We start from the raw sequence: 15,186 nt of genomic DNA on the forward strand, positions 1-15,186 counted from the left end.
GGACGCTATTGCCGCGGTTCACGGCGGTCCAACGAAACGCGGCCGACAATCCGTCCCTGCATCTTCATTACGGCAGGAGTAGCGCTGTGATCACTGCAAAGACTTTGATGACCCCCGACCCAGCGAGTTGCCACATCGGCACGCCCGTGCGCGAGATCGCTCGCCTGATGCTGGAAAACGACTGCGGCGAAATCCCGGTGCTGGACGAGCAGCGCAGGCCGCTAGGCGTGGTGACCGATCGCGACATCGCGATCCGCATCATCGCCAGCGGCGGCGACGGCACCGCCACCGCGGGCGAAGCGATGACCTCGCCGGTCAGGACGGTGAGCGAGGAGAGCGACCTGCGCGACTGCGTGGCGGTGATGGAGTCGGCGCAGATCCGCCGAGTGCCGGTGGTCAACGGCGCCGGCGAACTGGTCGGCATCGTTTCCTTGGCGGACATCGCCCTGGCCGGCAAGAGTCGCGCCACCGCCGAAGTGGTCAGGGAAGTGTCGACGCCGGCCGGTGCGCACTAGAACGGCGCGCGGCGTCGGATCGCCCCTGCGCAGCGGGCAAGGCCTGTCCGGTCGCCCTGTGCGCCGCACGCGGTGCGTGGGGTCGCGCATATTGAAGTGCGCGGGCATATCGAGGTGCACCGGCATACCGGGGTGCGCGGGCCGATACGGCAGGTTGGGACGGATCGCGCATACGCAAGCTGCGCCCCGGCCCTCTGGCCCATGAACGAGTTCGACGCCATCGTGGTCGGCGCAGGGCCGGCGGGCCTGACGGCGGCCACCTATCTGCGACGCTTTCACCGCAGTTGCCTGATCGTCGATTCCGGCGCGAGTCGGGCCCGGCGTATTCCGCAGAGCCACAACTGCCCCGGGTTTCCCTATGGCGTGTCCGGGGTGGAGTTGCTTGAGCGGATGAAGCGCCAAGCCACGGATGTCGGAGTGCGGTTCCAGACCGACTGGGTCGAGAAAATCATCGAGCGCGATGAACGGTTCATCGTCTCGGGACGTGAGGGCCGATGGCGCGCGCGGGCGGTGATCCTGGCCAGCGGCATGCAGGACAAGCTGCCGGCGGTGAGCTGGATCGAGGACGCGATCGCCTGCGGTGCGGTGCGCCTGTGCGCGATCTGCGACGCATACGAAGCGAGCGACCTGCGCATCGGCGTGTACGGCCCGTCTGCGGCCATCGGGCCGCACGCCCGGTTTTTGCGCGGGTATTCCGAACAGGTCTTCGTCATTCCCTGCGAGGCGGGTCCGATGCCCGCGGCCGAGGATCTGTCCGGACTGACCTGCCTGCCCGGCGGCGGCGAGCTGGTGTTCGATGGCGCACACTGCGGCTATCGCGATCCGGCCGGCGCGACGACGCCTCTCGACACGGTCTATCCCTACCTGGGCTCGGTCACCACGGCGCCGCTGGCCGCCTCGGCAGGCGCGCAACTCAGTGCGGCGAACGAGATCCTCGTCGATGCGCACCAGATGACCCGGGTGCGGGGCCTGTACGCGATCGGCGACGTGGTCAGCGGCCTGAATCAGATTTCCGTGGCGGTCGGGCACGCCGCCATCGCCGCCACCCATGTGCACAACGATCTTCCCGCGACCGTCCGGAGCTCCCGAGCATGAAGCTGTCGCCCGATCTGATCGGATGGCTCGCCTCGGCGGTGTTGATCGCCACGCTGATCCGCCAGATCGTCAAGCAGCAAGGCGACGAGCATGCCCAGGGCGTTTCCAGGTGGCTGTTCATCGGCCAGTGCACCGCGTCGGCCGGTTTCGTCGTCTACAGCCTCCTGGTCGGCAACTGGGTGTTCATCGTCACCAACAGCGCCGTGCTCTTGACCGCGGTGGTCGGCCAAGTGCTGCTCGCACGACGCAACAAAGGCGAGCGCGGAGATCGGGCGGCGGCCGAGCGGGACGCCGATGCGTTGAACGCAGCCGGCGACATGGACGACCCCGCGCGGCTCGCGCCGCAGGATCGGAATTGCCGAGACGATCGCGCGCCGCCGTTCACGTCGGCCGAATGAAGCCGATCCTATCGTCGGAAGCCTGACCCTTCCGTCGTGGTGAACGCATGTCCAGCAAGAAGGCATCCAAATCGCAGAAGCAATCTGCTTCGAAACGCAAGGCTCGTCCGGCGTCCACCGCCGCAATGGGCTCGGCGCCCGCCGAGCGCACCGCCGCGCGCCAGCGTGCGATCCAGAAAGGCATCGATGCGAAGCCGGCCACGAAAAAAGCGAGCAAGAAGGCTGCGGTACAGGCCGGGCCGAACCAGCAGCCCGAGAACCCCTTGCCGAAGCAGCATCTGCTCAAGCCCGGACGGGAGCGCGATCTCGTGCCGGCGCCGAAATTCGCAGCCGAAGGCTATCGCGGCAGCGCCAAGCTCGAGGGCATGGTCGCGATCGTGACCGGCGGCGACTCCGGCATCGGGCGCGCGGTCGCGGTGCTGTTCGCGCGCGAAGGCGCGGATATCGCGGTGTTGTACTTGAACGAACACGAAGATGCCCTGGACACCTGCCGCTACGTCGAGCAGGAAGGGCGCCGCGCGCTGGCGATCGCCGGCGACGTGCGCGAGCCGAAGTTCTGCGAGGACGCGGTCGCCCGCACCATCGCCGAGTTCGGCCGCCTCGACGTGCTGGTCAACAACGCCGCCTTCCAATTGCATTCCGACTCCCTGGAGGAGCTGAGCGACGCGCATCTGCAGGAAACCCTGCAGACCAATATCGCCGGCTACTTCCACATGGCGCGCGCCGCCTTGCCGCACCTGGGGCAGGGCGCATCGATCATCAACACCGGCTCGGAAACCGGTCTGTTCGGCAACAAGCACCTGTTGGACTATTCGGCGACCAAGGGCGCGATCCATGCGTTCACCAAATCGCTGGCCAGCCAGTTGCTGCCGCGCGGGATCCGGGTCAACGCGGTTGCGCCCGGTCCGGTGTGGACGCCGCTGAACCCGGCGGACAAGCCGGCCGAAGAAGTGGCGAAATTCGGCCAGGACAGCGACATGGGACGGCCGGCGCAACCGGAGGAAATCTCGCCCGCTTACGTGTTCCTGGCCGCCCCGGTCTGCTCGTCCTACGTCAACGGGGTGATCCTGCCGGTGATGGGCGGACCGCGAGGCTGAGCGTGGCGTCGGGTCCGGCGCGCAACTGCGAGCCCGCGCGGGCATCTTGCATCGCGTTTTGCGCGAACGCTGGCCGCCGCCGCGCACGTGCGCATGGCCCTCACGGGCCGTTGCCGAGCGATGCGGAATAGTCCGGCCATCCGTCTTCCGTCGTGGTCGTCCGCCTCCAAGGAATCCCCGCCATGAGCGACACTCCGAGCACCTTGACCCGTACTGCGCAACTGGTCGGCTTTCTGCTCAAGTACCGCAACTCGGGCGTGTTCACCGGCCTGGACTGGGAGGCCGCGACCGACCTGGAAGTGGAAGTGCCCGAGGAGGGACGGCCGGCCGACTTCGTGCGCGACCTCGAAGCGCTCGGTCCGACCTTCATCAAGATCGGCCAAGCGCTGTCGACGCGGCCGGACATGGTGCCGCCGGCGTATCTGGCGGCCCTGGAGAAAATGCAGGACGGCGTCACTGCGCTGGATGCCGGGACCATCGAGGCGGTGGTCGAGGCCGAGCTCGGCGTTCGCCTGCACAGCGTGTTCCCCGAGTTCGACTCCAAGCCGCTCGGCTGCGCCTCGCTGGCGCAGGTGCACCGCGCGACCTTGCGCGACGGCCGCGAGGTTGCGGTCAAGGTGCAGCGGCCGGACGTGGCGCAGCTCATCCGCAGCGACCTGGACACTTTGCAGATGCTGGCCTCGAAAGCCGATCAGAACACCCAGGTCGGCCGCCGCCTGCACTTCGCCGACTGGGTCCAGGAATTCCGCAAGACCGTGATGGACGAGCTGGACTATCGGCTCGAGGCCGATCACCTGGAGCGTTTCGGCGAGCACCTGGCCAAGTATTCCAACCTGATCGTGCCGCAGCCGCTGCGCGATCTGTCGAGCACGCGGGTGCTGACCATGGAACTGGTGATCGGAAGCAAGGTCACCGAACCGCTCGGGCTGCGCCGCACCGAACATTCGATGCGGCCGCTGGTGGTCGATCTGTTGCGCGGTTATCTCGACCAGATGTTCGTGCACGGCGAAATGCATGCCGATCCGCATCCGGGCAATCTGCTGATCACGCCCGATCACCGGCTGGCCATCTTCGATCTGGGCATGGTCGCGCACATCCCGCCGAAGATGCGCGGACGCCTGCTGAAGCTGGTGTTCTCGGCGGTGGACGGGCGCGGCGAAGCGGTCGCCGACGAGTTGATCGCCCTCGGCGTGCGCCTGCACGATTTCGACGAAGGCCGCTTCGTGCGCGAAGTGGGACAGCACGTGGCCCGGTATGCCGCTCACGGCCATTCGCAGGATTGGTCGGAAGGGCGGTTGTTGCTGCACCTCAGCCGCCTGAGCGCCCTGTGCGGGTTGCGCACGCCGCCGGAGTTCAACCTGCTGGCCAAAACCCTGCTCAACCTGGAAACCGTGTGCGTCGCGCTGGACCCCGGGCTGAGCCTGAAAGAGACCGTCGAGGATCATCTGCAGGGGCTGCTGCGCGACCGCCTGTTGCAGTCGCTGTCGCCGGCGAACCTGGCCAGCGAGGCGATCGAGTTGCAATCGCTGATCCAGGATGCGCCGCGCAAGGTCGGGACCGTGCTGTCGCTGTTGGCCGAGAACCGGCTGCAGGTGCGGATCACCGGCTGGCAGGATTCGGCGATCATGGAAAACCTGCAGAAGATCGCCAACCGGATCTCCGCGGGCGTGGTCGTGGCGGCGTTGCTGATTTCGAGCGCGCTGCTGCTGCGTTCCGGAGTCGGGCCGTTCCTGTTCGGTTATCCGGCATTCGCCCTGCTGTTGTTCGTGACCGCGACCGGGCTGGGGTTGGCGATCGTGGTCAGCGCCTTGCGTAACGACAAGAAGCCGCGACCGCGCGAAGAGCGCGGGACGCGTTCGTGACGCTCGGCGCGGACGGCCGTCAGAGGCGACGGCGGCGGCGCGACACCGCCGCACGGCATCGGCACGTGCCATCGGCAGCGCGGAAGACGGTTGGCATGAGCTGAATGATTCAAGATTGTTCGGTTGCCCATGTCTGGGGGCGCGTTGATCGGATTCTTATTTGATCAGAGCCGCATTTGATAGGGGCCGCATTTGATAGGAGCCGCATTTGATCAGAGCCGCATTTGATCGGAGCTGCACTTGATCGGATCCGCATCGGTTGGATCCGCATCGTTGGATCCGCCTTGGCTAGACCGCATTGGCTCGGCCCGCATTGACTGGATCCGCATTGACTGGATCCGCATTGACTGGATCCGCATGGTCGGACCATAGGCTTCGATCGATATTCATTGAGCCCGCGCGCGGTGTTAAGCGATTCTTCGCATCGCGGCGACGCGATCCACATCCTCCCGGAGCGAGGCTTGCAGGCACTGGCCATGCAAGGCCCTAACCAGGAGGCAATATGACCAATTCCACTCAAAGCCGCGACCTCAACCGCGACCCGATCAGCGGCAAACCGGGCGCGCACCCGGTCGGCGTCGGGCTGGGCGGCGCCAGCGGCGCGGCGGCCGGCGCGGTGATCGGCGCGCTTGCCGGCCCGATCGGCATGCTGATCGGCGGCGGCGTGGGCGCCATCGCCGGCGCGGCGGCCGGCAAGGACATCGCCGAGCGCATCGATCCGACCGGAGAGATCGAGTATTGGCAGAACGCCCACAGCACGAGGCCGTACCACGACTCGAAATACGATTACGCCACCGACTACGCGCCGGCTTATGCCTACGGTACCGAGGCCCGCGCGCGCCTGCACGATCGCAGCTGGGACCCGGCCACCGAGGCGGAACTGGAACGCGACTGGGCCAGTGCGCGCAACCAGTCGCGCCTGGATTGGGCCGATGCGAAGGCGGCGGTGCGCGATGCCTGGGATCGCACCGACCGCACGTACCGCACCTACGACGCGACCGACCGTTACTACCAGTCGAGATTCGATCAGGCGAGCTACCGCGACCGGGACGCGAGCTACGACGACTATCGGCCGGCTTATCGTTACGGCGTGCAGGCACGCCATGGAGCCGCCGGGCGCGACTGGGACGACAAGCTCGAAGCCGACCTGGGACGCGGCTGGGAGAAGGTCAAGGGCCAGTCCCGGCTCGGCTGGGAAAAGGCCAAGGAAGCGACCAAGGATGCCTGGCACACGGTGGAACGCGCCTTGCCGGGCGATGCCGACGGCGACGGCCGCTGACCGCACGCTGGCGACGGCCGGCCTCAAGGGGCCGGCCTCGTACAGGCCGATCGCGCGAGAGTTCGCCGGCGCCGCCCGGCGCCGGCGGACGCGGAGCAACGGGCTTCGCGCGTCGTCGGCCGAATCGACAACGTCTAGCAGGCGAGGCCGCCATGGACGGCGAGGCCGCAGACGCGGCCGGCTTCGGGTAGGTTTCGGGTTCGGTTTCGGGGCTGGCTCGACCCGTTCGGAGGTCCGGTCGGAGGCTCGTCGCAAACGCCGACAGTCCGTCGGCTTAGCACTTGGCGAGGGCCTGCGGGCAGTGTAGAAGGGCTATCCGACCTTCCACCATGACCCTGCCTCCGCGCCATGGACACTTCCATCCAACCCGCAGCCGAGCCGGCCAAGAACCGGGACGGCCTATCGCTGATCCAGCAGTCGCGGCAGCTCGAATTGCTGATCATGAGCGTCGTCGATTACGCGATCTACATGCTCGATCTCAACGGCAACATCGCCAGTTGGAACTCGGGCGGTGCACGCATCAAGGGTTACGAGGCCGAGGAGGTCATCGGCCGGCATTTCTCCATCTTCTACACGCAAGAAGATGTCGAAGCCGGGCTGCCGGCCGCTGCGCTGACCTGCGCCGCCACCACCGGGCAGTTCGAGGCCGAGGGCTGGCGGGTCCGCAAGGACGGCAGCCGGTTCTGGGCCAGCGTGGTCATCGACGCCATCCGCGAAGACGGCAAGCTGCTCGGGTTCGCGAAGGTGACCCGCGACATCACCGAGCGCAAGCGCTCCGAGCAGGCGCTCGAGGAAGCGCAGAACGCATTGCTGCAGGCGCAGAAACTGGAAGCGGTGGGCCAGCTGACCTACGGCATGGCGCACGACTTCAACAACCTGCTCACCGTGGTCGGGCACAGCCTGGAGCGCCTGCGCACGATGCGGCACGACGACGACAAGTTCGATCGCGCCATGACCACTGCGCGGCGCGCGCTGGACCGCGGGACCCGCCTGACCAAACAGCTGCTGGCATTTTCGCGTGGGCAAGTGCTGCGGCCCAAGGCGGTCGACGTCAACGCGCTGATCCGCGACGCCGAGGTGTTGCTGAGCCGGGTCTGCGACGAAAGGGTCGAGCTGTCCCTGGATTTGTGCCCGGGCTCGGCGACGATCCAGGCCGACCCGACCCAGTTGGAGGCGAGCCTGCTCAATCTGGTGATCAATGCCTGCGACGCGATCACCGGAGCCAACGGCCGGATCAAGGTCTCGACCGAAATCCATGGCGAACATTTGACCGTGTCGGTGTCCGACAACGGCAGCGGGATGACGCCGGAGGTCGCGAAGCGGGCCACCGAACCGTTCTTCACCACCAAGGAGGTCGGCAAGGGATCGGGCCTCGGCCTCAGCCAGGTCTATGGCTTCGTCAAGCAGTCGGGCGGATCGTTCGAGCTCAAGTCTGCGACCGAGGGCGGCACCACCATCGCCATGCATTTCCCGGTCAGCGGCATAGTCGAGGCGGCGGCGCAGCCAACCGTGCTGCTGGTCGACGACGACGAGAATATCCTCGACGTAGTGCAGGAGAGTTTGCGCGACGCGGGCTACGCGGTACTGACCGCGGCCAACGGCTTGCAAGCCCTGCAGATCCTGAAGGAAGAAGGCGGCAGACTCGATGTGGTGTTCAGCGACGTATCGATGCCTGGCGGCATGTCCGGGATCGAGCTGGCCAACCACGCTTATCAGGTGAGGCCTAACCTGAGGGTGATCCTGACCTCCGGGTATTCGCCGAACTGGCTGCCGGAACTGCCGCCCAACTGCGAGTTCCTGCCCAAGCCCTACGAGATGTCGGACCTCGACCGCCGTTTACGCCGAAAGCGCCGCCAAGGCGATCAGGCGGCGCCTTCGGAGTAGCGATCGGCGCGTAATGGTTTCAGCGGTTTCACGATCGCGTCGCGCGCCTGTCGCTGGCCTGAGAGCCGCCACCGGGACCGCTATCGAATGCGGTCCCGGTGGCATCACGATCCAGGGCGGAAACGGCGCTTACGCTCCCGCGTCAGGCGACCGGGCCCCGGCCGCGGCCGCGGAAGAACGAAACCGCGGCCAGGATCAGAAACACGATGAACAAGATCCAGGCGATGTTGCTGGCGGCGCCGGCGATGCCGGTAAAGCCGAGCACGGCGGCGACCAAGGCGATGACCAGGAAGACTACGGCGTAACTGAGCATGTCATGTCTCCTTCTTCGGTGGTTCGATATCGGGGCGGGTCGGTGTGGCTATTTCGAATTAGCTGGTAATCGGATCTTCAGCTTTGCGCCTTCCTTGACCCATGAAACGTGTTAACGGCTGGTGCCGCGGTCGCTATCGGCCGACCGGGGGCGCGCGTCGTCATGAGGAGCGTGCTCGGCCGGTTGCTTCGCATGCGGCTTCTGAGCTTGCGGCGGGTTGCGCTGCGGTTCGCGCAGATGATCGCCTCGGCCCTGCGGGTTGTGGCCCTGATGCCTGGTGTCGGCCATGATGGTCACCTCGTCGTTTGCCGATCCGGATAGGTTCGGGTGATACCGACACTGAGCCATGGCTTGTTAACCAGCGGTCGCGCGGTGGGGGCCTCGGGTTCACTACGCCGAAACAAAGACCGCGCGATGCGTGCCGCCGCTCGCGCCGGTCATGCGGTCACGGCCGCGACGCGTTGTAGATGAACTGTTCATGCATGCAACGGCGCGACGTAGAACGTGCGAGCTCGATCCCGGGCCGCTACTGCCGCGCCGCGCCAGCGGGCGCGCGTTGGCAATGTCCGAGCCGATGAGCGAAATAGCGTTCCATCAGGGTCGTAGACAGGTTGTGCAGCGCTAATTCGATGCGAAACGGCGTGCGCGGATTGCGGTCGAGCAGGCGGGCGATATGGAAGCCGACCGGCTTGACCCCTTGCTTGTGCACGTAGATATCGAAGCCGCGATAAAACGGGTCGGCGAGCTGGGCGTCGAGCCGTGCCAAGGTCGCCTGCGCGGAAGCGGGAAGTCCGGCGCGCAATGCCGGGTCGCGCTCATGCAACAGGCGCTCGAAGAAGCGCTTCGAGCGGTACGGCTGCAGCGCGCGTGCGAGACGCCATATCTCGAGATTGCGCCGGTTGTAGAACTCGAACCCGCCATGCCGCCGCAGCGCGGTTGCGGCCTGCGCGCTGACGTCGTAGACCACGAAGTTCTCGGCCTGGTTGTTGATGTCGTCCAGGCTGCTGCGATCGAACACATGGAACACGAAGCCGGGGCGGCCCATGAACGCCTGGCGGCCCTGGCGCGCGGCGGCGACGGCGCGGCCGTCGCGGACGAAGCGGCCGGACGAACTGCCGAGCAGGATGCTGCGGGTGGAATGCAAGCGGTTGAAAGTGCCGATGACGATTTCGTCGGCGTCGAACTCGGCATCGAATCCGGCCATGCCGTACAGCTCGGCCTGCGCTGCGTACTGGGCGATCTGCCGCCCGAGCCCGCATTCGCCGCGGACGTGGCCGCGATAGAACCCCTCGATCGCGCGCGAGTTGGCGCCGTTGGGCCGATAGCCGCGCCCGAACCAGGAGATCGGTCGCCAACCGTCGCGGCCCGGGCCGCTGGCGCCGAAGCCGATCCATCCGAGTTGCACGGCGGAAAAACGAAAACCGCGATTGCCGACCAGGCGGTCCACCGCGCGGCGTGTCGCCGCGCCGAGCTGGAAATCGTAGGCGCAGACGGTAGCCGGATGCTGCAGCAGGCGGTCGTACAGACGCTCGCGCGCGCCGGCGTCGAGTCGGCGGGGAATCTCGACCCGCAGATCGCCGGCCGTACGGGCCGCGTCCAGATCGGCGCGGTCGCAGGGCGCGCCGGCCTCGATCTCGACCTGCGCCGAATCACCTGCGACGAATCGCCAGCCGAGTTCGCGCAGCAGGCGCGCCTTGCACTGCGCCGATGCGGCCGTAGCGTCCGCGCCGAGCGCCTGCGCCAAACCTAACGCCGCCACGACGGCGAAACGCAGACGCGCGCTACGACTGGACTCGGACCGGGCCTGCGCCGCCTCGGTGGCCATGCGCTGCTCCTGGAAGGAAGCCCGCCTGGGGCGTCGCGTCGATCCTGCGCCCGGCGAAGTTAAGGCCGCGTGGCATGCGATGCGGTCATCGCGCCGTTGCCTCGGTCGTCGACCCCGGTGCGCCGCGCGTTCGTCACAACTGGCTCTTCAGCGGCAGGATGAACTTCTCCGCCAAGCGCTCGCTCCATGGGCGCTGCTGCCAGTGTTCCAGGGTATACGGCCGGGCCTGCTTCAGGTCGGCCTCGAACACGCCGGTCATGCGTTCGGCGAAACCGCTGTCGTAGACGTTGAGGCTGGCCTCGTCGTTGAGCCGGAACGAACGTATGTCGAAGTTGGTCGAACCCACCGAGACCAAGTGCCGGTCCACGATCAGCATCTTGACGTGCATCATCGTCGGCTCGTACTCGTGAAACTCGATGCCCGCGCGCAGCAGCGGTTCCCAGCCGGCTTTCGAGGCCAGCCGGACCGCGTCGGAATCGGTATGCCGGCCCGGCACCAGGATGCGGATGCGCACGCCGCGGCTGCGCGCGGCCAACAGGGCGCGCGCGATCAGATCGTCGGGGACGAAATAGGCTGCGGCCAGATCGATCGAACGCGAGGACGCCGCGATCGCCATCAGATACATCAGGTGCATGCTGTCGCTGCCGCCGGCCGGCGAGCTGAGGAACATCTGCGCATCCATCTTGCCTGCAGCGGGCAGCGGCGGGTAATAGGCGGCGCCGTTCAACACCTGGCCGGTGGTCTTGATCCAGTTGTCGCTGAAGGCCGCCTGCATCTGCGCGGCCACCGGGCCGCGGACCATGAAGTGGCTTTCGCGCCAGTGCTCGGGGTCTTGCGCGTGGCCGAGCCATTGATCGGCCACGCCCACGCCGCCGGTGAACGCGGTCGCGCCGTCGACGACGAGAATCTTGCGGTGGGTGCGGTTGTTGATACGGTCCAGGCTGTGCCACGCGATCGGCCGGTAGCGCTGCACGCGCACCCCGGCGCGCTGCATCTGTTCCAGCAGGACCGGGTCCATCTTCGCGCTGCCCAGCCAGTCGACGGTGAGGTGCACGCGCACGCCGGCGCGGGCGCGCTCGGACAGGGCGTCGCTGAACTGCTTGCCGATCTTGCCGGACCAGTAGATGTAGGTCTCGAAGGTGATGGTGCGGCGCGCCGAGCCGATCGCCTGCAGCATCGCCGGAAAGATCTCGTCCCCGTTCTGCAGATCGACCACGTGGTTGCCGGACAGCAGGGCGGGCCCCAGCATGACCCCCATTTCCTGGCGGAACTGCGGGTCTGTCACGGCGTAGCGGTGCTCGGGCATGCGATGCAGGCGCTTCTCGGGCCCGGCCAGATTGACCGCGAGCCAGCCCAGCAAGACCGTGACCAGCACGGTGACGACGATGGCCGAGACGACTTGCTTTCGGGTCCAGCGTTCAGACATGAGTAGCGACCGTGAAGGGCGAGCGCGGTGGTTCCAGCAGTCCGAGGATCGGCCGCGCACTGTGGAGCCCGTGCGAAGTTCCGGGGGTGGGGCCGGCGCAGCGGGGCGTGAGGCGACGCGGTCGACTTGGGCCGCTCGTACCCAGGCGCTGCTGGATCAGCGTCGAGACCTGTCCGTGTAGAAGCGACGTGAGTCGCGACCACGGGACGCGCGGAGATGGCAACGCCGTCGTCATCCCTCGAAGCCGCCGCGCTTTCGCGGGGTAGGAGCGGCGCGAGCCGCGACATCGCTGTGCCGATCTCGCGGCGCATCGCTCATTCGAACGAGATCAAGATCAAGATCAAACCCAAAGCTTCCGCCACTAAAGCGGCGGGTTACTTTCTTTTGTCTAAAGCAACAAAAGAAAGCTAACCAAAGAAAAGTGCTTTGTTTTGAATCACAAGCCCGCACGATCGGTGCTTGCGCGGTGATTTTTCATACGGGACCTCCCTGTCCAGATGAAAAACGGCCTGCATCCATGCAGGCCGCCCTCCAGGTCTTCAATGGCCTTCGCGAGCGCTCGGCGACGCACGGCAACAGCGAAGGCGAAAGTGACCTATGGAAATGCGGGGTGCGGCGCTCCCGCCCCTGTAGGAGCGGCGTAAGCCGCGACCGCGGGGCGCGCTGGCACGCCAAGGCCGAGGTCATTCGTCGGAGCGGCGAACTTTCGCCGGGGTAGGAGCGGCGCAAGCCGCGACATCGCTATACCGATCTCGCGGCGCATCGCTCATTCGAACGAGATCAAGATCAAGATCAAACCCAAGGCTTCCGCCACTAAAGCGGCGGGTTACTTTCTTTTGTCTAAAGCAACAAAAGAAAGGTAACCAAAGAAAAGTGGTTTGTTTTGAATCACAAGCCCGCACGATCGGTGCTTGCGCGGTGATTTTTCATGCGGGACATCCCTGTCCCGATGAAAAACGGCGCGCATCCCTGCGCGCCGCCCTCCGGGTCTTCGATGGACTTCGCTAGTCCGAGGCGGCGCGCGGCCGCAGCAAGGGCAACATCCTTGCGGCAACGGCAACGGCAACGGCAACGGCAACGGCAATGCAAGGCGATGCAAGGCAAGGCAGCGGCATCCCCAAGCCCCTTTCAAAGGGGACGGCCTGTGGCCTGGCTCGCCGGACGACGGCAGCCATGCGGTCCTTGCCGGTTGCCGGTCCGGAGGCATGGCGGCTGGAAAATCATGCGGCGACGCAGCACAATCGTGCTCCGACCGTGTCAGGGATCGACCGCATGAGTGCAATTCGTATCGCCGTCCTCGCGAGTCTGCTTGCGTTGGTGGCGCAGCGCAGCGTGGCGGCCGAGGCCGTCGCCGTCGTGCGGACGCCGCCTACACAGGCGCAGTCCGATTGCCGGCGCCTGTTGCAACTGGTGCAGTGCCTGGCTTCGATCGAGATGCGCTCGAACTCGCCGCCGGATGAGGCGTATCGCGGCCAGTGGCAGCGTTATGCCGGTAACGAAAGCCGAGCCTCGGTACAACTCGGCGGACAGCACGTCGAGTCGATCGTGCTGAGCAACGGCCGGCATTTCTGGAAGACCAGCCAGCCCTCGCAGGCCGGCCCCAACCCGGCCGAGCTCGGCGCCTTGCTCGCCAGCACCCCGGTGATGTGGCTCGGCTTGCTGCTCGGCCAGGATTTCGAGTTGCCCTTGCCCGGGCAGGACATCGACGCGGTCGGCGAAAACAGTTGGGCCTACGGCGTGGAAAAGTACCGGGTGCAGGTCAAGGCGCAAGACGACGGGCGTTATCGCATCGACCTCGCCAAGACCGCGACCACCGGCGGCGAAGCGCCGCCCGAACCGGCGCCGCAGGCAGGGGACTGCAGCGATGCCGAGGCCCGGGCCGGGCGCTGCGAGCAACCCGTGATTTTCAGCACCGCGGACGACCGCGCCGCGCGCCTGGCCGAGTTGGCGCCGGTCGGCTCGGGCTTCACCGCGACCCTCGGCCTGCAAACGCTGACCCAGGCCTTGCCGGATTCGCTGTCGCTGAGCGGATGGACCTCGAGCGACGGCAAGACTTACCCGACCCTCGGCGATGCACGCCGTGCGGTCCAGCCGGCGGCGAAGCCATGATCGGGAGGCCGGGCGGCTAAGCCGGACCGCGTTATCGGCCTGCCGCATAACGCCCCCTATCGCGACCTCGACTGCCTCGCTCGCGGCGGCAAAGGCGACTAGTCGTTGGCCTTATCCGGTTGGTCGCTGTCGAGCCTAGGGCCGGCGCAGAACTCCGGCAGGACCGGCAAGCCACCGGTAACGCCGGCTTCAGCCCGCCGCGAGCCGCCCGCGCCGGATGGCGCGGGCGGCCCGTATCGCTCAATTGGCCGACAGATAGGACGGGGCGTTCGAGGGCTGCATCAGCGACAGCGGTGGGGCGCCCTGGAAGATGATCTTCGACGAGCACTTCATGAACAAGCTATCGGGAATTACGTACAGATAGCCCTTGCAGATGGCCTTTTCGATCAAATCGGGCTTGGTCAGCACTTCGAACTTGTCCTTGAGCACGTCGATGTACTGCTCGACCGTGCGCGAGGAGATCGACAGCAGCTCGGCGATGCGCTTGGAAGTGCCACCGCGCAACAGGAAGAACAGCACTTCGTACTCGCGACGGGTCATGTCGATGTCGGCGTCCGACTCGGCGTGGGCCCGGCCGGTTTGCGGCATGCCGTGGATCGAGGCCAGTTGCGGGCCGAGATAGCCGAAATACGCACCGAGTGCGCCGGCGTTGATCGCAGTGATGTCGGTGCCGTGAAACAGCACTCCGCGGATGTTGGTTTCCTGGTCGAAGAACGGCTTCTTGACGATCAGGAAGGCCCGCCATTTCGCGCATTTGAAGCGGTGCACGTTGAGCGTGGTGATGGAGATCTGCCGCTCCATCACGTACTTGTCCTGTTCGCGAAAGGTCTTGCTGTGCGAGGCGACTTCGCAGGGCAGGTCGAAATCCGACAGCCCGTCCACGTCCTCGTCGGGCTCCAGGCCGACCAGCGCCTTGAATTCGGTATTGGCGTAGAGGAATTTCGAATCCTGATCCTTGCAGGCGCACGGGCCCGGCATCTGCTCGATCATGGAAGAAAGTGCCGAACTGATTGCGATCGCCATGGTGGGACATCCTTGTTGAAGGGCAGCAATTCCGAATCTTTCCGGAACGAGTAGGTTGGACTTCCTCGATAGTGCGGTTCGCAAGGTTCCGCGCAGCAAGGCAGAGCCTTGTTGCCTGGATTGGGCCGTTCGCTGCCCGATCCGCTGCGGCGCAGCGGGCGCGAGGCGAGTCACTGCAGGGCGACTTCGGCGTATGTCCTGTGGTCCGTCATGCCGTCGACGCATCCGTACCGCCAGCCGCTACGTCCCTGCCGATCGCCATCCGCGCGCCCATGTTTTTCTTGGTCGAGTGACGGGCGCGGCCTGCCCGCACTGCGGGGCCGGCGCGATCCAGGTCGAGTTCCGGTTCGTCCATGCAAT

At 66.4% G+C, this 15,186-nt stretch carries 12 protein-coding genes and 3 pseudogenes; 10 read left to right on the forward strand and 5 right to left on the reverse strand.

What is annotated here, in order from left to right:
• The first annotated feature begins 107 nt into the window (after positions 1 to 107).
• The 8 genes and pseudogenes from AC6CH2_RS18925 to AC6CH2_RS18960 form a co-directional block, all read left to right on the forward strand.
• On the forward strand, positions 108 to 515 hold the full coding sequence (locus tag AC6CH2_RS18925) for a CBS domain-containing protein (RefSeq protein WP_498270539.1): 408 nt from the start codon (positions 108 to 110) through the stop codon (positions 513 to 515).
• A 201-nt stretch (positions 516 to 716) separates the two neighbouring features.
• A complete protein-coding gene (locus AC6CH2_RS18930; RefSeq protein WP_498270540.1) occupies positions 717 to 1,610 on the forward strand; it encodes an NAD(P)/FAD-dependent oxidoreductase in 894 nt (297 codons plus the stop codon).
• Positions 1,607 to 1,888 (forward strand): annotated as a pseudogene (locus AC6CH2_RS18935) (hypothetical protein); the annotation flags it as partial. The gene AC6CH2_RS18930 and the pseudogene AC6CH2_RS18935, both read left to right, overlap by 4 nt.
• A gap of 167 nt (positions 1,889 to 2,055) precedes the next feature.
• Positions 2,056 to 3,105, forward strand: a complete 1,050-nt coding sequence (locus tag AC6CH2_RS18940) for an SDR family oxidoreductase (RefSeq protein ID WP_498270541.1) — start codon at positions 2,056 to 2,058, stop codon at positions 3,103 to 3,105.
• Between the two features lie 182 nt (positions 3,106 to 3,287).
• Positions 3,288 to 4,967, forward strand: coding sequence for an ABC1 kinase family protein (locus AC6CH2_RS18945; protein WP_498270542.1), 1,680 nt, complete (start codon positions 3,288 to 3,290; stop codon positions 4,965 to 4,967).
• Positions 4,968 to 5,469: 502 nt separating this feature from the next.
• Positions 5,470 to 6,246 carry a hypothetical protein gene (locus tag AC6CH2_RS18950; protein ID WP_498270543.1) on the forward strand — a complete coding sequence of 259 codons (777 nt, stop codon included), beginning with the start codon at positions 5,470 to 5,472 and terminating at the stop codon, positions 6,244 to 6,246.
• Between the two features lie 348 nt (positions 6,247 to 6,594).
• Positions 6,595 to 7,719, forward strand: a pseudogene (locus AC6CH2_RS18955) (sensor histidine kinase); the annotation flags it as partial.
• A 48-nt stretch (positions 7,720 to 7,767) separates the two neighbouring features.
• A pseudogene (locus AC6CH2_RS18960) lies at positions 7,768 to 8,130 on the forward strand (response regulator); the annotation flags it as partial.
• Positions 8,131 to 8,272: 142 nt separating this feature from the next.
• Here the strand turns inward: AC6CH2_RS18960 and AC6CH2_RS18965 are convergent.
• From AC6CH2_RS18965 to AC6CH2_RS18975, 3 genes are all read right to left on the reverse strand, one after another.
• Complete coding sequence (locus AC6CH2_RS18965) at positions 8,273 to 8,443, reverse strand: DUF1328 domain-containing protein (protein ID WP_498270544.1); 171 nt, start codon at positions 8,441 to 8,443, stop codon at positions 8,273 to 8,275.
• A gap of 526 nt (positions 8,444 to 8,969) precedes the next feature.
• The gene (locus AC6CH2_RS18970; RefSeq protein WP_498270545.1) at positions 8,970 to 10,268 is read right to left on the reverse strand and encodes a hypothetical protein; all 1,299 of its coding nucleotides are present in this window, start codon (positions 10,266 to 10,268) and stop codon (positions 8,970 to 8,972) included.
• Positions 10,269 to 10,401: 133 nt separating this feature from the next.
• Positions 10,402 to 11,694 (reverse strand): phospholipase D-like domain-containing protein, encoded by a 1,293-nt coding sequence (locus tag AC6CH2_RS18975; RefSeq protein WP_498270546.1) that lies wholly within the window; start codon positions 11,692 to 11,694, stop codon positions 10,402 to 10,404.
• Between the two features lie 216 nt (positions 11,695 to 11,910).
• Here AC6CH2_RS18975 and AC6CH2_RS18980 point away from each other — a divergent pair, with 216 nt between their 5' ends.
• Both AC6CH2_RS18980 and AC6CH2_RS18985 read left to right on the forward strand, forming a co-directional pair.
• Positions 11,911 to 12,105, forward strand: a complete 195-nt coding sequence (locus AC6CH2_RS18980) for a hypothetical protein (protein WP_498270547.1) — start codon at positions 11,911 to 11,913, stop codon at positions 12,103 to 12,105.
• Between the two features lie 861 nt (positions 12,106 to 12,966).
• Complete coding sequence (locus tag AC6CH2_RS18985) at positions 12,967 to 13,803, forward strand: hypothetical protein (protein WP_498270548.1); 837 nt, start codon at positions 12,967 to 12,969, stop codon at positions 13,801 to 13,803.
• 240 nt (positions 13,804 to 14,043) lie between these two features.
• Here the strand turns inward: AC6CH2_RS18985 and AC6CH2_RS18990 are convergent, their stop codons facing one another.
• Positions 14,044 to 14,826: a helix-turn-helix transcriptional regulator gene (locus AC6CH2_RS18990; RefSeq protein ID WP_498270549.1), complete on the reverse strand. Its 783-nt coding sequence runs from the start codon at positions 14,824 to 14,826 to the stop codon at positions 14,044 to 14,046.
• A gap of 208 nt (positions 14,827 to 15,034) precedes the next feature.
• Positions 15,035 to 15,181, reverse strand: a complete 147-nt coding sequence (locus tag AC6CH2_RS18995) for a hypothetical protein (protein WP_498270550.1) — start codon at positions 15,179 to 15,181, stop codon at positions 15,035 to 15,037.
• Positions 15,182 to 15,186: the final 5 nt, after the last annotated feature.

It is taken from the genome of Lysobacter sp. GQ73 (assembly GCF_059758755.1).